16 protein-coding genes are annotated in these 14200 nt (G+C 61.8%); 8 read left to right on the plus strand and 8 right to left on the minus strand.

The window, feature by feature from the left end:
• Window positions 1-105: 105 nt before the first annotated feature.
• Window positions 106-1026 carry a zinc ABC transporter substrate-binding protein gene (locus QMK55_RS13835; protein ID WP_102355530.1) on the minus strand — a complete coding sequence of 307 codons (921 nt, stop codon included), beginning with the start codon at window positions 1024-1026 and terminating at the stop codon, window positions 106-108.
• A gap of 66 nt (window positions 1027-1092) precedes the next feature.
• Here QMK55_RS13835 and QMK55_RS13840 point away from each other — a divergent pair, with 66 nt between their 5' ends.
• From QMK55_RS13840 to QMK55_RS13855, 4 genes are read left to right on the plus strand one after another with little or no spacing between them, the layout of a single operon-like run.
• A complete protein-coding gene (locus tag QMK55_RS13840; RefSeq protein ID WP_025112308.1) occupies window positions 1093-1575 on the plus strand; it encodes a Fur family transcriptional regulator in 483 nt (160 codons plus the stop codon).
• Window positions 1575-2360: a zinc ABC transporter ATP-binding protein ZnuC gene (gene znuC, locus QMK55_RS13845; RefSeq protein WP_025112309.1), complete on the plus strand. Its 786-nt coding sequence runs from the start codon at window positions 1575-1577 to the stop codon at window positions 2358-2360. Before QMK55_RS13840 ends, znuC begins: the two co-directional genes overlap by 1 nt.
• On the plus strand, window positions 2353-3141 hold the full coding sequence (znuB, locus tag QMK55_RS13850; protein WP_025112310.1) for a zinc ABC transporter permease subunit ZnuB: 789 nt from the start codon (window positions 2353-2355) through the stop codon (window positions 3139-3141). Before znuC ends, znuB begins: the two co-directional genes overlap by 8 nt.
• Window positions 3142-3178: 37 nt before the next feature.
• On the plus strand, window positions 3179-3892 hold the full coding sequence (locus QMK55_RS13855; protein WP_102355461.1) for a PA5502 family lipoprotein: 714 nt from the start codon (window positions 3179-3181) through the stop codon (window positions 3890-3892).
• Between the two features lie 127 nt (window positions 3893-4019).
• Here QMK55_RS13855 and katE read toward each other — a convergent pair whose 3' ends face one another.
• Window positions 4020-6161, minus strand: coding sequence for a catalase HPII (gene katE, locus QMK55_RS13860; RefSeq protein WP_320330256.1), 2142 nt, complete (start codon window positions 6159-6161; stop codon window positions 4020-4022).
• Window positions 6162-6420: 259 nt separating this feature from the next.
• On the opposite strand from katE, the gene QMK55_RS13865 reads away from it, so the two are divergent.
• From QMK55_RS13865 to QMK55_RS13875, 3 genes are all read left to right on the plus strand, one after another.
• The gene (locus tag QMK55_RS13865; protein WP_102355460.1) at window positions 6421-7428 is read left to right on the plus strand and encodes a methionine ABC transporter ATP-binding protein; all 1008 of its coding nucleotides are present in this window, start codon (window positions 6421-6423) and stop codon (window positions 7426-7428) included.
• A complete protein-coding gene (locus tag QMK55_RS13870) occupies window positions 7428-8102 on the plus strand; it encodes a methionine ABC transporter permease (RefSeq protein ID WP_102355459.1) in 675 nt (224 codons plus the stop codon). Before QMK55_RS13865 ends, QMK55_RS13870 begins: the two co-directional genes overlap by 1 nt.
• Window positions 8103-8180: 78 nt before the next feature.
• On the plus strand, window positions 8181-8951 hold the full coding sequence (locus QMK55_RS13875) for a MetQ/NlpA family ABC transporter substrate-binding protein (protein ID WP_102355458.1): 771 nt from the start codon (window positions 8181-8183) through the stop codon (window positions 8949-8951).
• 171 nt (window positions 8952-9122) lie between these two features.
• Here the strand turns inward: QMK55_RS13875 and QMK55_RS13880 are convergent, their stop codons facing one another.
• The 5 genes from QMK55_RS13880 to QMK55_RS13900 are packed head-to-tail and all read right to left on the minus strand — an operon-like array spanning window position 9123 to window position 13031.
• A complete protein-coding gene (locus QMK55_RS13880) occupies window positions 9123-9758 on the minus strand; it encodes an SCO family protein (RefSeq protein ID WP_102355457.1) in 636 nt (211 codons plus the stop codon).
• The gene (cyoE, locus tag QMK55_RS13885) at window positions 9755-10654 is read right to left on the minus strand and encodes a heme o synthase (protein WP_320329376.1); all 900 of its coding nucleotides are present in this window, start codon (window positions 10652-10654) and stop codon (window positions 9755-9757) included. Before cyoE ends, QMK55_RS13880 begins: the two co-directional genes overlap by 4 nt.
• A complete protein-coding gene (locus QMK55_RS13890) occupies window positions 10642-11721 on the minus strand; it encodes a COX15/CtaA family protein (protein ID WP_320329377.1) in 1080 nt (359 codons plus the stop codon). The genes cyoE and QMK55_RS13890 overlap by 13 nt, the downstream gene beginning before the upstream one ends.
• Before the next feature lie 10 nt (window positions 11722-11731).
• Window positions 11732-12325, minus strand: coding sequence for a hypothetical protein (locus tag QMK55_RS13895; protein ID WP_102355454.1), 594 nt, complete (start codon window positions 12323-12325; stop codon window positions 11732-11734).
• On the minus strand, window positions 12291-13031 hold the full coding sequence (locus QMK55_RS13900; RefSeq protein ID WP_320329378.1) for an SURF1 family protein: 741 nt from the start codon (window positions 13029-13031) through the stop codon (window positions 12291-12293). Before QMK55_RS13900 ends, QMK55_RS13895 begins: the two co-directional genes overlap by 35 nt.
• A gap of 70 nt (window positions 13032-13101) precedes the next feature.
• Between QMK55_RS13900 and QMK55_RS13905 the strand changes: the two genes are divergently transcribed.
• A complete protein-coding gene (locus tag QMK55_RS13905; protein ID WP_041073718.1) occupies window positions 13102-13305 on the plus strand; it encodes a twin transmembrane helix small protein in 204 nt (67 codons plus the stop codon).
• Between the two features lie 7 nt (window positions 13306-13312).
• Here QMK55_RS13905 and QMK55_RS13910 read toward each other — a convergent pair whose 3' ends face one another.
• Window positions 13313-14200, minus strand: coding sequence for a cytochrome c oxidase subunit 3 (locus QMK55_RS13910; RefSeq protein ID WP_102355453.1), 888 nt, complete (start codon window positions 14198-14200; stop codon window positions 13313-13315).

Below are 14200 nucleotides of genomic sequence, written 5' to 3' on the forward strand. Positions count from 1 at the left end.
AACCTGTGGGAGCGGGTTTGCTCGCGAATGGGGCGGCACATTCAGCATCTATGTTGACTGGCACACCGCTTTCGCGAGCAGGCTTGCTCCCACAGGAGTTGGGGGTTACAGCGATTCCAGACACCCGGCCAGATCATTGCCCAGCTTCTCCAGCACCTGCTCATAACCCTGAGCTGTCGCCGGCGTATACCCGCCCAACGCATCCAGCTCAGCCAGTTTCACCGGCAGTCCAGCTACCAGGGTCTCCGCCAGGCGCGGGCGCAACGGCGGCTCGCTGAACACACACGTCTTACCGACTTCCTGCAAGCGCTTGCGCATCGCCGCGACGTGCTGCGCACCCGGCTGCACTTCGGCAGCCACGCTGAATACGCCGGTGTGCTTCAGGCCGTAGGCTTCTTCGAAGTAATCAAACGCCTCGTGAAAGACGAAGTACGGTTTGCCATCAATGCCTGCCAGGCGCTTCTTCAGCCGCGCATCCAACACATCGAGGCGCTCATCGAAGGCCTTGGCGTTGCTCTGATAACGCTCGGCGTTGGCCGGATCGACAGCGCTCAGGTCGGCCGCCATTTTGTCGGCAATCACCCGTGCATTGACCGGTGATAGCCACAAATGCGCATCCAGCGTGCCCGGACGGTGATCGTGATCATGCTCGTCGGCGTCTTCAGCGTGGGAATGGCTGTCCTCGGCAAAACGGCGCAGCTTCATCCCCGGCAGATCCTGCACCGCGACGCTCGGCAGCGTACGACCGTTCAGCACCCGGGGCAGGAAGCCTTCCATGTCCGGACCGATCCAGTACAGCAGATCCACCGATTGCACCTTGCGCACATCCGATGGGCGCAGCGCGTAGTTGTGTGGCGAAGCGCCCGGCGGCAGCAGCACTTCGGGAATCGCCACGCCGTCCTGCACCGCCGCTGCAATCAACTGCAACGGTTTGATGCTGGTGAGGACCTTGACCTCGGCCTGGGCCGAACCGATCAGCAGAAAACTGGCGACAAAAGCCACAAAAACAGAAAAAAGTCGGGACACGATGACCACTCAAGGAGGCGAGAACGGGTAACATAATAACGTCTCTATCAAAACTCGTCGCCGCCCATGCCTATTACACCGATTGCCAGCCGTCCCCACGACCACTCTCATTGCGTGCACAGCGCACTGACCGAGGCCGATGCCTTGTGCGCCCAGAAAGGCCTGCGCCTGACTGCGTTGCGCCGGCGGGTGCTGGAATTGGTGTGGCAGAGCCACAAGCCGCTGGGCGCCTATGACATTCTCGCGGTGCTCAGCGAACAGGACGGCCGTCGCGCCGCGCCACCAACCGTGTACCGCGCGCTGGATTTCCTCCTCGAAAACGGCCTGGTGCACCGCATCTCGTCGCTCAACGCCTTCGTCGGTTGCGTGCACCCGGAACATGCGCATCAGGGCCAGTTCCTGATTTGCCGCGACTGCCACGCCGCCATTGAGTTGGAACAGAAAGCTATCAGCGACGCGATCATCAACAGCGCCAAAGACGTCGGTTTCATCGTCGAAGCGCAGACCGTCGAAGTGGTCGGCCTGTGCTCCGGTTGCCAGGGGGCTTGATGAGCAACCCGTTGATCCGTCTTCAGCACGTCGCCGTGACCTTTGCCGGGCAGACTGTGCTGGACAACATCGAGCTGAGCGTCGAACCGGGGCAGATCGTCACTCTGATCGGCCCCAACGGCGCTGGCAAGACCACCCTGGTGCGCGCTGTGCTCGGGCTGTTGAAGCCGGACAGCGGCAGCGTCTGGCGCAAGCCGAAACTGCGCGTCGGCTACATGCCGCAAAAACTGCACGTCGATCCGACCTTGCCGCTGTCGGTGCTGCGGTTCCTGCGGCTGGTACCGGGCGTTGATCGTCCCCGTGCGTTGGCGGCACTGAAAGAAGTCGGCGCCGAACACGTGATCGACAGTCCCGTGCAAAGCGTTTCCGGTGGTGAGATGCAGCGGGTGCTGCTGGCCCGGGCGCTGCTGCGCGAACCGGAGCTGCTGGTGCTGGATGAGCCGGTGCAAGGCGTCGATGTGGCCGGGCAAGCCGAGCTGTACAGCCTGATCACTCGCCTGCGCGACCGTCACGGCTGCGGTGTGTTGATGGTTTCCCACGATTTGCATCTGGTGATGAGCACCACCGATCAGGTGGTGTGCCTGAACCGTCACGTCTGCTGCTCCGGGCATCCCGAGCAGGTCAGCGGCGATCCGGCGTTCGTCGAGCTGTTCGGCAAGAATGCGCCGAGCCTGGCGATCTATCACCACCATCACGACCACGCCCATGACCTGCACGGTTCGGTGGTCAAGGCGCCCGGTGCGGGCCACACCCACGTTCACGGAGACAACTGCAAGCATGGCTGATTTTCTGTTGTATGCCCTGCTTGCAGGTCTGGCACTGGCGGTGGTCGCCGGGCCGTTGGGCTCGTTTGTGGTCTGGCGGCGCATGGCCTATTTCGGCGACACCCTGTCCCACGCCGCGCTGCTTGGCGTGGCGCTGGGCTTTTTGCTGGATGTGAGTCCGACCGTTGCGGTCACGGTCGGCTGCCTGCTGCTGGCGGTGCTGCTGGTGACCTTGCAACAGCGCCAGCCGCTGGCGTCCGACACGCTGTTGGGAATTCTCGCACCGAGCACGCTCTCTCTCGGCCTGGTGGTACTAAGCTTCATGCATGAAGTGCGGATCGACCTGATGGCCTATCTGTTCGGCGACCTGCTGGCGATCAGCCCGACCGACCTGATGTGGATCCTCGGCGGCAGCGCGGCGGTGCTGGTGTTGCTGGTGACATTGTGGCGGCCGCTGCTGGCGATCACCGTGCATGAGGAATTGGCCAAGGTCGAAGGCCTGCCGGTGGCGGGCCTGCGCATGGCGCTGATGCTGTTGATCGCGGTGGTGATCGCGGTGGCGATGAAAATCGTCGGGGTGTTGCTGATTACCTCGCTGTTGATCATCCCGGCGGCTGCGGCACAACGTCACGCCCGCTCGCCGGAGCAGATGGCCCTGGGCGCGAGCCTGCTGGGCATGCTCGCGGTGTGTGGCGGGCTGGCGCTGTCATGGTTCAAGGACACCCCGGCGGGGCCGTCAATCGTTGTGACGGCGGCCGCACTGTTTCTGCTGAGTTTTGTTCTGCCCCGTCGAGGGGTGTAGACTTGCTCGCTTTTTGCGCAATTAGAGAGTCGCAGGAATGAAGCCGTTCGCCTCCCGTTATCTGCTCCTTGTCGCATTTTCCGTGCTGCTGGGCGCCTGCCAAAGCACGCCGCCGGTGGCCGAAGCCCCCGACGCGCGGGCCACGGCCATCGCACAGCTGGAGCAAAGCCTGGCCAGCAGCGAACTGGCCACCGCCGAAGATCAGTTGGCGGCCTTGCAGACTGAAACCCCCAACGATCAGTCCCTTGAGCAATACCAGCGGCAGTTGGCCGAAGCCTACCTGCGTCGCAGCCAGATCGTGTTGCAGAAAGGTGATGTAAACGCCGCAGCCACCGCGCTGAGCCGTGCCCGCGCGCTGATGCCCAAAGCCCCGGCGCTGACCGGTGGCGTCAACGGCGCCATCACCGAAGCCCGTAAAGCCGAGCTGGAAAAAGCCGAAGCGGCGCTGCTGGCAGCTGAGGCCAAACCGAAAGCCAAGGTGATCGATCCGACCGCCGAGAGCACCACGGTGGCGCTGAACATCAACGATAGTCGCAAACTTCGTCGGCAACTGGATGCGATCGCCGCCGATGTGGTGAATTACGAGTGCACCGTGAGCATTCAGGCACCGCGCACCCAGGATTACCCTTGGCTGGCGACATTGCTGACCAAGCGCGTGAAGAAACTGAATCCGGATTTCGATCTGCAGATCGAGAAGCAAATCTTGCGCACAGTGCCGGCGCAGATGGTTCTGATCCCGCGTAAACCCTGAAAAGAGCATCGCAAGCAGGCTCACTCCTACATTTCGAGCTCGGTATGACACAAATTCTGTGTTCACCGAAGATCCCCTGTAGGAGTGAGCCTGCTCGCGATAGCGCCCTTTCAGCCATCGAAGATCCTTAGGCTGGAATGGCTTTCGCCTTAGGCTCTCGCGCCCAGACCCGATGCTGCCCGATCGCGGCAAAGAACGGCTTGGTCAACCCCGGCACATCCTTGCCCTGCAGTAACCCAGCATCCGCCTCCAGCTTCAGCAGATCCTGCAACTGCTTGGCCTCTGCGTGCAGCGCAATCGCCTTCAGATGCTTGTACGCCTCCAGCAGGTAATGCAACGCCACGCCATCGCCGCTCAATGCCTTGATCGACGCCGCACCACCCGGCACGAACACCGCGTCGAAGATCACCGAAGGCATACCCTCCATGGAGGCGTCCACCGCCAGGGTTTTGCCGTCGGCGGTCTTCACCGGCGCCGAAGTCGGGCCCAGCAATTTGGCATGCGCACCCTCAGCAGCCAAAGCTTTCTTCATCGCATCAATCGCCGCACTATCGACGCCGTTGGCGGCAAGAACTGCCACTTTCCGCGTCTTGATATTCTCTGGCAGCAAATTGGCCTGACTCAGCGCCGGCGAATGATCGAACGAGGTTCGACGCACCTCGACCGTGCCTTTGGCTGGCGCCGGCAACCCCAGATTGGCCGCGACACGTTTGGCCAGCTCCAGGTCGATGTTGGCCAGGATCTCGTTCACCTCCCGCGCGCGGATGAACGCACGTTCCACCTTGCCCAGTTCGAAGCTATAGGCGGCGATGATGTGCTCCTTCTCGTGCTCACTCATGCTGTGGAAGAACAGTCGTGCCTGGGAGAAGTGGTCGCTGAATGATTCGCTGCGCTGGCGGATCTTGTTCGCATCAATGCGCTCCGGGTAGCTCTCGAAGCCGCCGTCTTTAGCCGCCGGTGGGGTTTCCTTCGGCCAGCCACCATCGATCGAGTTCGGCTCGTAGGACGCGCGACCCTTGTCGATCACCGTACGGTGCTGCGCATCGCGCTGACCGTTGTGGAACGGCGCCACCGGGCGGTTGATTGGCAACTCATGAAAATTCGGCCCACCGAGTCGGCTGATTTGCGTATCGGTGTAGGAAAACAGCCGTCCTTGCAGCAACGGGTCATTCGAGAAGTCGATGCCCGGTACTATATGACCGGGGCAAAACGCGACCTGCTCGGTCTCGGCGAAGAAGTTATCCGGGTTACGGTTGAGGGTCATCTTGCCCAGCGGGGTGATCGGCACGATTTCTTCGGGGATCAGCTTGGTCGGGTCGAGGATGTCGAAATCGAAGTCGTGCTCGTTTTCCTCCTCGATGATTTGTACCCCCAGTTCCCATTCCGGGTAGTCACCCATCTCGATCGCTTCCCAGAGGTCGCGACGATGGTAGTCGGTGTCTTTACCGGCGAGCTTCTGCGCCTCGTCCCACACCAGCGAGCAGGTGCCAGCGGTAGGGCGCCAGTGGAATTTGACGAAACGCGATTTGCCCTCGGCGTTGACCAGGCGGAAGGTGTGCACGCCAAAGCCCTGCATGCTGCGCAGGCTTTTCGGGATCGCCCGGTCGGACATCGCCCAGATCACCATGTGCGCCGATTCCGGCACCAGCGAGACGAAATCCCAGAACGTATCGTGGGCCGAGCCGCCGGTGGGGATTTCGTTGTGCGGCTCGGGTTTCACCGCGTGGACGAAGTCGGGAAACTTGATCGCGTCCTGAATGAAGAACACCGGCATGTTGTTGCCGACCAGATCGAAGTTGCCTTCATCAGTGAAGAACTTCACCGCAAAACCGCGCACGTCACGCACGGTATCGCCGGAGCCGCGTGGCCCCTGCACCGTGGAAAAGCGCACGAACACCGGGGTCTTTTTCCCCGGATCCTGCAGGAAACCGGCCTTGGTCAGCGTCGAATGGTTCTCGTAGGCCTGGAAGAAACCATGGGCGCCAGTGCCGCGTGCGTGGACGATGCGCTCTGGAATGCGCTCATGGTCAAAGTGCGTGATTTTCTCACGCATGATGAAGTCTTCCAGCAACGACGGCCCGCGCGGGCCGGCCTTGAGGGTGTTCTGGTTATCGGCAACCTTCACCCCCTGGTTGGTGCGCAGGGCCTGGCCGGTAGCGTCGGAGCGAAATGTCTCCAGACTGTCGAGTTTGGCGTTGGTGTTGGCGCGGTCCTGGGTGTCGGTTCCGGCCATCTGGCTTTTATCGGTCGTAGGCTTCTTGCTCATCAGACGTAAACTCCTCGGTTGACCCCGATGCTTGCCGGGGACTCTTGAGTGGTTCCCGGGTACGGCACCCAGGGTTTTCAAGTCGCTTACTTAGTGACTGACGAGGGTTTTGGGCGTTCCTTTTTTATGACCTTTGATCTTGTTATTGCCAAATCGAAGGTTGATTGCGAAATAAATGCTAAGAACCTCTATACGGACAGGCTAAAATGCGCGCCCGGCTAACCGCTGATCCTTTTCTAACGCGCCCCACAAGGTTCGCTACGTGATCGAGTTTCAAAACGTCCACAAAACTTACCGCGTCGCCGGTAAGGACATTCCCGCCCTGCACCCGACCAGTCTTTCGATTGAAAACGGTCAGGTCTTCGGCCTGATCGGCCATTCCGGTGCGGGAAAAAGTACCCTGCTGCGTCTGATCAATCGCCTGGAAGAGTCCAGCGGCGGCAAGATCATCGTCGACGGCGAAGAAGTCACCGCACTGGACGCCAACGGCCTGCGCCGTTTCCGCCAGCAGGTCGGGATGATCTTCCAGCACTTCAACCTGCTTGCGTCCAAGACTGTCGCCGACAACGTCGCGCTGCCGCTGACCCTGGCCGGTGAACTGTCCACCAGCGAGATCAACCAGCGCGTCGCCGAGTTGCTGGCGCGGGTCGGTCTGTCCGACCACGCCAAGAAGTATCCGGCGCAATTGTCCGGCGGCCAGAAGCAGCGCGTCGGCATCGCCCGCGCCCTGGCGACCAAGCCGAAGATTCTGCTGTGCGACGAGGCCACCAGCGCCCTCGATCCGCAGACCACCGCGTCAGTCCTGCAACTGCTGGCCGAGATCAACCGTGAACTGAAACTGACCATCGTCCTGATCACCCACGAGATGGACGTGATCCGTCGCGTCTGCGATCAGGTGGCAGTGATGGACGCCGGGGTGATCGTCGAGCAAGGTTCGGTGGCCGATGTGTTCCTGCATCCGAAGCACCCGACCACCAAGCGTTTTGTGCAGGAAAGCGAGCAGATCGACGAAAGCGAACAGCGCGATGACTTCGCTCACGTGCCGGGTCGCATCGTGCGTCTGACCTTCCAGGGCGAAGCGACCTACGCGCCGTTGCTCGGTACTGTCGCCCGGGAAACCGGCGTCGACTACAGCATCCTCGCCGGTCGCATCGACCGCATCAAAGACATTCCTTACGGGCAATTGACCCTCGCCGTCACCGGTGGCGACATGGAAGCGGCCTTCGCCCGCTTCACCGCCGCTGACGTTCACATGGAGGTGCTGCGTTAATGGAAGCCCTGATGAGTTTCTTCACCAATATCGACTGGTACGAAATCTGGCTGGCGACCGGCGACACCATGCTGATGCTCGGCGGTTCGCTGCTGTTTACCGTGCTGCTCGGCCTGCCGCTGGGTGTGTTGCTGTTTCTCTGCAGCCCGCGTCAGCTCCTGGAAAACCGTGGCCTCTACGCCTTCATGTCGCTGGCGGTGAACATCCTGCGTTCGCTGCCGTTCATTATTCTGTTGATCGTGATGATCCCGTTCACCGTGCTGATCACCGGCACCTCGCTGGGCGTGGCCGGTGCGATTCCGCCGTTGGTGGTGGGGGCGACCCCGTTCTTCGCGCGTCTGGTGGAAACCGCGCTGCGTGAAGTCGATCGCGGCATCATCGAAGCGACCCAGTCGATGGGCGCGACCACCCGGCAGATCATCATGAACGCCTTGCTGCCGGAAGCCCGTCCGGGCATCTTCGCAGCGATTACGGTGACGGCGATTACGCTGGTGTCCTACACGGCGATGGCCGGTGTGGTCGGTGCCGGTGGTCTGGGTGACCTGGCGATCCGTTTCGGCTACCAGCGTTTCCAGACTGACGTGATGATCGTCACCGTGGTGTTGCTGCTGATTCTGGTACAAGTGCTGCAAATGGTAGGTGATCGACTGGTCGTGCATTTCTCGCGCAAATAACCGGTTTTTGTAATCAAGAAATGAGCCGGCCATTCGCTGGCAGGCGCCATACGGGCGCTTTGAAAAGGAGTTAGCTGAATGAAAAAACTGATCGCTGCTTTCGCTGCCGTAGCCGCTTTTTCGGCCCACGCTGAAACCCTGACCGTTGCCGCCACTCCGGTGCCGCACGCGGAAATCCTCGAATTCGTGAAGCCGGCTCTGGCCAAAGAAGGCGTGGATCTGAAGGTCAAGGTGTTCACCGACTACATTCAGCCGAACGTACAGGTCGCTGAAAAGCGTCTGGATGCCAACTTCTTCCAGCACCAGCCGTACCTTGATGAGTTCAACAAGGCCAAGGGCACCCATCTGGTCGCGGTGACTGGCGTGCATCTGGAGCCACTGGGCGCGTACTCGAACAAGATCAAGGATCTGAAGGACCTGCCAAGCGGCGCCAACGTGGTGATCCCGAACGACGCCACCAACGGCGGCCGTGCGCTGTTGCTGCTGGCCAAGGCGGGCGTGATCACGCTGAAGGATCCGAAAAACATCCTGTCGACTGTCAAAGACATCGCGACAAACCCGAAAGACCTGAAAATCCGTGAACTGGAAGCCGCGACCATCCCGCGCGTGCTGACCCAGGTCGATCTGGCGCTGATCAACACCAACTACGCGCTGGAAGCCAAGCTCGATCCCTCCAAGGATGCGCTGGTGATCGAAGGTAACGACTCGCCGTACGTGAACATCCTGGTGTCCCGCGAGGACAACAAGGACAGCGCCGCGATGCAGAAACTGGCTGCTGCGCTGCACAGCCCGGAAGTGAAGAAGTTCATCACCGAGAAGTACAAAGGCGCGGTGTTGCCGGCGTTCTGATTTGGTTGGTTGTGTACAAAACGGGAGCCCAAGTGGCTCCCTTTTTTTGCCTGACACAAATCCCCTGTGGGAGCGGGCTTGCTCGCGAATGCGGTGTGTCAGTCGCCATATCTTTATCTGTCCCACCGCATTCGCGAGCAAGCCCGCTCCCACATTGGAACAGTGGTGACCTTATTTGCGGTTAAGCATTACCGGGAGTTGTGCGACCAGTTTGGCGTTGTTCAACGGCGCACGAATAAACCCACGCTGCGTCCCGTCCGGCCCGATCACCGCCAGGTTGCCGCTGTGATCCACGGTGTAGTTCGGCTTGCTGGTATCGGCCGGAATGAACGGAATGCTCACTGCGTTCGCCACCTTCTGCAGCTCTTCGATCGACTTCGGCGTCAGGCCGATGAACTGCGGGTCGAAGTAGCCCAGGTACTGCTTCAACTGCTGCGGGTTATCGCGGTTCGGGTCAACGCTGACCAGCACGATCTGCAACTTATCCACAGCGTCCTTGGGCAACTCGCTCTTGATCTGGCGCAGTTGCGCGAGGGTGGTCGGGCAGATGTCCGGGCAGAAGGTGTAGCCGAAGAACAGCAGGCTCCACTTGCCTTTCAACTCGTCGATGGCGACCGGTTGGCCATCCTGATTAGTCATCGTCACGCCTGGCAGGGTGCGGCTTTGCGGCAGCAGGATGATGCCGGCGTCGATCAGCGCGGTGGGGTCGCCCTGGCCTTTGCCACTCAGCACTTTGTTGACGGTAAGTCCCAGGATCAGCGCGATCACGGCGACGAGGATGAAGACGGTTTTCTGGGTTCGAGTCATAGGTTCAACAGTAAGTAGTGGTCTACGAGCAGGGCGATGAACAACAGGAACAAGTAATAAATAGAGTACTTGAAGGTGTTGATCGCCGCGTGCGGCCGAGTGCCACGGTACAGCACCACGGCCCATTGCAGAAACCTTGCGCCCAGCGCGAGGGCGCAGAGCAGGTAGAGCACGCCGCTCATGTGAATCACGTACGGCAGCAGACTGACCGCCAGCAGCGCAAAGGTGTACAGCAGAATATGCACCTTGGTGTAGTGCTCACCGTGGGTCACCGGCAGCATCGGGATGTCGGCCTTGGCGTATTCCTCTTTGCGATGAATCGCCAGCGCCCAGAAGTGCGGCGGGGTCCAGGCGAAGATAATCAGCACCAGCAGCAACGGTTCGGCGCTGACATGGCCAGTGGTGGCGGTCCAGCCGAGCAGCGGTGGGGCCGCGCCGGCGAGGCCGCCAATGACGATGTTCTGCGGTGTCGCGCGTTTGAGGAAACCGGTGTAGATCACCGCGTAACCGAGCAGCGAGGCCAGCGTCAGCCACGCCGTCAGCGGATTGGTAAAGGTCAGCAACATGGCCTGACCGAGCAGCGCCAGCACCAGTGCAAAGGTCAGCGCCGCCGCTGGCGAAACCCGACCTTCCGCCAATGGCCGTTTATGCGTGCGCGCCATCACCGCATCGATGCGCCGGTCGACCACATGGTTGACCGCCGCTGCCCCGCCGGCACACAGCGCAATTCCCAGATTACCGAACACCAGCACCGTCCACGGCACCCCGGCGCGGGTCGCGAGGAACATGCCGACCAGCGAGGTGATGAGCATCAGCACCACCACTTTCGGCTTGGTCAGCTCCAGATAGTCACGCCACAGCGCTTGCGCGGGACGTTCGCCGATCAGAAGCGCCATGGCGTTTCTCCTTTTATCGTTATAGGCGCGGCCACGTGCTTACGCGTGCTGAGGCGCCAGCGCGCCAGTACCGGCTGTTTGACCCGGACCAGACTGGTCCGCGCGTGGTAATTGACCAGCACCATGGTCAACAGCAGCGCTGCGCCGCCGGCGTTGTGCGCCACCGCCACCGGCAGCGGCAGATGGAACAGCACGTTGCTGATGCCAAGGGTGATTTGTGCGCCGAGGGCGACCAGCACCAGCCCGGCGAGCCGCGTCATGCCGACGGCCCTGAGTTGCCAGGCCAGACCGAGCAGCACCAGCGTGACCAGCAAGGCGCCGATGCGGTGGGTCAGGTGAATCGCCGTGCGCGCATCGCTGTCGAGCTGGCCGCCGAGGTAATTCGGGCCGATGTGCTGGGTCAGGTGAAAGCCGTTGGCAAAGTCGGCTGGCGGCAGCCATTGGCCGTGACAGGTCGGAAAGTCGATGCAGGCCACCGCCGCGTAGTTGGAGCTGACCCAGCCACCGAGGGCGATCTGGCCGATCACCAGCAACAGCCCGGCGGTCGCCCAGTACTGCAAGCGCTTGGGCACGGTCAGCGCCGGCAGCACGCCGGACAACCTCAAGGTCAGCAGGAACAGCAGGCTCAATGTCGCAAAGCCGCCGAGCAGATGCCCGGTAACCACTTGCGGCCAGAGCTTGAGCGTCACCGTCCACATGCCGAATGCCGCTTGGGCGAACACCACCGCCAGCAGGAACAGCGGCAGCTTTAGCGGCTGGCCGGGATGCCGGCGATTGACCCAGGCGCGCCCGGCCAGGATCGAAATCAGCAGGCCGAGGGTGCCGGCGAAGTAGCGGTGGATCATCTCGTTCCAGCCCTTGTGCGCCACCACCGGCGAGTCGGGGTAATGCAGCTCGGCATGGGCCAGTTGGGCCTCGCTTTTCGGCACGCTGATAAAGCCGTAGCAGCCCGGCCAGTCCGGACATCCAAGGCCGGCGTGGGTCAGGCGGGTGTAGGCGCCGAGCAGCACGACGATCAGTGCCAGCAGGGTGGCAAACAGCGCGAGGCGAAATCCAGGTTTGGCCATGACGATGCCCTTATCCGATGTTCGACAGTTTCAGCAGGTGGCGCAGGTCGTTGAGCAGATCCTTACCCTTCACGTTCGGGTCGTAGCGCAGCACGAGGTTGCCGTGCGGGTCGATGATCCACAGCTGCGGCGTGGCCTTGTCGCCGGTGGTCTTGCTGAAGGTGGCGGCGTCCAGCGGGTAGCGTTGCAACTGCGGGTATTCGCGGGTGAGCTTGGCTTCGTAATCGGCGTTCAGCGGTTGCGCGGCGGCGAGGGCGTGGCTGGCGCGCCCGGCATCGCGGCCGAGGCCGATCTGGATCTGCCGGGCGAGGTACACCAGTTGCTGGCAATCGACCGCGCAGTCCTTGGGTGCGGTGACCAGCATCTGCCAGCGCTGTTCGTCGGCCTGCACGCCGAGGTCGGCACGGGACTGGCCGTTGCCGATCAGTTCGCCGTGATAGCTGCGACCGTCCGGCACCCAGAACTGCAGTTTGTACATGCCGGTGGCGAGGATCATCGGGCCGACCACGCCAAGCAGGATCAGCAGCAGCTGGATCCGGCCACGACGACGGGTGGCGGCAGGTTTCGCCTCAGACATGCTGGGTGGATTCATGGCCGTTCCCATGGTTTTTCTCCTTTGCGTTGTGCAATCCAAGGTAGAGGTAGAGACCGAACAGGGCGGTGGCCATGGCGAACCACTGCACGGCGTAACCGAAGTGTTTTTCCGGGCCCATGGCGACCACCGGCCAATCAGCCTCGTAGCTGGCCGGGCCGGGTTCGGTGCGCAGTTCGTAGGCGAAACCGTCGCGCTCGAGGGTTTTCCACAGCTTGGCCGGCTCGACGGCGGTGATGGTTTGCGGCCAGGTGCTGCTGGCCGGATCGGCGTGCAACTGGAAGGTCGCGCCGGGAGCGACGTAGACCCAGGCGTCGAGACTCAACACGTCAGTCGGAGTGGTGAATTTCGGGGTTATGCGGCGGTCCGGCCACGGCAGCCAGCCACGATTGACCAGCAGCCAGAGACCGCTGGCCCGGTCCTGAAACGGTTGCAGCAGTTCGATGCCGACCTTGCCGTTGCGCTGGCGGTTATCGAGCAACAGGCTGTGGGCGCCATCGAACTGACCGTAAAGATGTACCCGGCGATAAGCCGGGTCGGTGCTGTGCAGCAATTCGTTGCTGGCCATCGGCGCGGCGGCGCGGCGCTCGGCGTAACTGGCGAGCAGGGCGGTTTTCTCCGCGCCGCGGCCCAGTTGCCAGAAGCCCAGCGACACCAGCAGCGGCAGCAACAGGGCCACCACCACGGTCGGTATCACGCCTGGGCGAAAGCGCTTCATGGCCGCGCCACAAAGTCAGTCGTCGCGATCGCTATACTCAACTGCATCGCCTGTCCCCCGGAGTCTTCCCATGCTCAAAGCAGCCATTGTCGTGCTGCTGATTGCCACGGTGATCAGCCTGTTCAGCGGCCTGTTTTTCCTGGTCAAGGACGACAGCAGCTCCAATCGCCTGGTCATCGCCTTGAGTGTTCGGGTGGCACTGGCCGCTGCCACCGTCGGCTTGATCGCCTGGGGCTTTTACAGCGGCCAACTGGTGTCGCACGCGCCTTGGTGATCAGCCCTCAGAGCACGTAAACGAAGATGAACAAGCCGATCCACACCACATCGACGAAGTGCCAGTACCAGCTTGCTGCCTCGAACCCGAACTGATGCTCGGCATCGAAGTGGCCCTTCATGATGCGCATCAGCATCACGAACAGAATGATCGTGCCGATGGTCACGTGGGCGCCGTGGAACCCCGTGAGCATGAAGAACGTCGCGCCGTAGATGCCTGAACCCAGGGTCAGGCCCAGTTCGTGGTAGGCGTGCATGTATTCCTCGGCCTGCAAGGCGAGGAAGCCGCAGCCCAGCAGCACGGTGATCGCCAGCCAGATTTTCAGCGCGCCGCGATGGCCCTTCTTCAAGGCGTGGTGGGCGATGGTGATGGTCACGCTGGAACTGACCAGCAGGATCGTGTTGATCAGCGGCAGGCCCCACGGGCTGATGACTTCCTTGGGCGGCGGGAACAGTTTCGGGTCAGGCGTGTGCAGCAGCGGCCAGGTGAACTGGAAGTTCGGCCAGAGCATGTGCGCAATGCCTTTCGGGCCTTCGCCACCCAGCGCCGGGCCGGAGATGTGCCGCACGTAGAACAGCGCACCGAAGAAGGCGATGAAGAACATTACCTCGGAGAAGATGAACCAACTCATGCCCCAGCGGAACGAGCGATCGAGCTGCGGGCTGTACAGCCCGGCGCGGCTTTCCTTGATCACCGCGCCGAACCAGCCGAACAGCATGTACGCCAGCAACAACCCACCGACGAAAAAGATGTACGGGCCGTGGGATTCCGGACGCGCCGCCTTCAGATCGTTGAACCAGGTCGCCAGGCCGTACACGGTGATGACCATGCCGAACGTGGCGATGATCGGCCATTTGCTCTGGGCCGGGACGTAATAGTGCTCATGACTTGCCAT

Source organism: Pseudomonas sp. P8_229 (assembly GCF_034008635.1).
GTDB lineage: Bacteria > Pseudomonadota > Gammaproteobacteria > Pseudomonadales > Pseudomonadaceae > Aquipseudomonas.

Excerpts from the sequence above, each read along its gene's own strand:
- QMK55_RS13905 (WP_041073718.1), top strand. The coding sequence starts at position 13,102 with ATGCTCAAAGCAGCCATTGTCGTGCTGCTGATTGCCACGGTGATCAGC.
- QMK55_RS13895 (WP_102355454.1), bottom strand. The coding sequence starts at position 12,325 with ATGGGAACGGCCATGAATCCACCCAGCATGTCTGAGGCGAAACCTGCC.
- QMK55_RS13840 (WP_025112308.1), top strand. The coding sequence starts at position 1,093 with ATGCCTATTACACCGATTGCCAGCCGTCCCCACGACCACTCTCATTGC.
- znuC (WP_025112309.1), top strand. The coding sequence starts at position 1,575 with ATGAGCAACCCGTTGATCCGTCTTCAGCACGTCGCCGTGACCTTTGCC.
- QMK55_RS13910 (WP_102355453.1), bottom strand. The coding sequence starts at position 14,200 with ATGGCAAGTCATGAGCACTATTACGTCCCGGCCCAGAGCAAATGGCCG.
- QMK55_RS13900 (WP_320329378.1), bottom strand. The coding sequence starts at position 13,031 with ATGAAGCGCTTTCGCCCAGGCGTGATACCGACCGTGGTGGTGGCCCTG.
- cyoE (WP_320329376.1), bottom strand. The coding sequence starts at position 10,654 with ATGGCGCTTCTGATCGGCGAACGTCCCGCGCAAGCGCTGTGGCGTGAC.
- QMK55_RS13855 (WP_102355461.1), top strand. The coding sequence starts at position 3,179 with ATGAAGCCGTTCGCCTCCCGTTATCTGCTCCTTGTCGCATTTTCCGTG.
- znuB (WP_025112310.1), top strand. The coding sequence starts at position 2,353 with ATGGCTGATTTTCTGTTGTATGCCCTGCTTGCAGGTCTGGCACTGGCG.
- QMK55_RS13880 (WP_102355457.1), bottom strand. The coding sequence starts at position 9,758 with ATGACTCGAACCCAGAAAACCGTCTTCATCCTCGTCGCCGTGATCGCG.
- QMK55_RS13870 (WP_102355459.1), top strand. The coding sequence starts at position 7,428 with ATGGAAGCCCTGATGAGTTTCTTCACCAATATCGACTGGTACGAAATC.
- QMK55_RS13875 (WP_102355458.1), top strand. The coding sequence starts at position 8,181 with ATGAAAAAACTGATCGCTGCTTTCGCTGCCGTAGCCGCTTTTTCGGCC.
- QMK55_RS13890 (WP_320329377.1), bottom strand. The coding sequence starts at position 11,721 with ATGGCCAAACCTGGATTTCGCCTCGCGCTGTTTGCCACCCTGCTGGCA.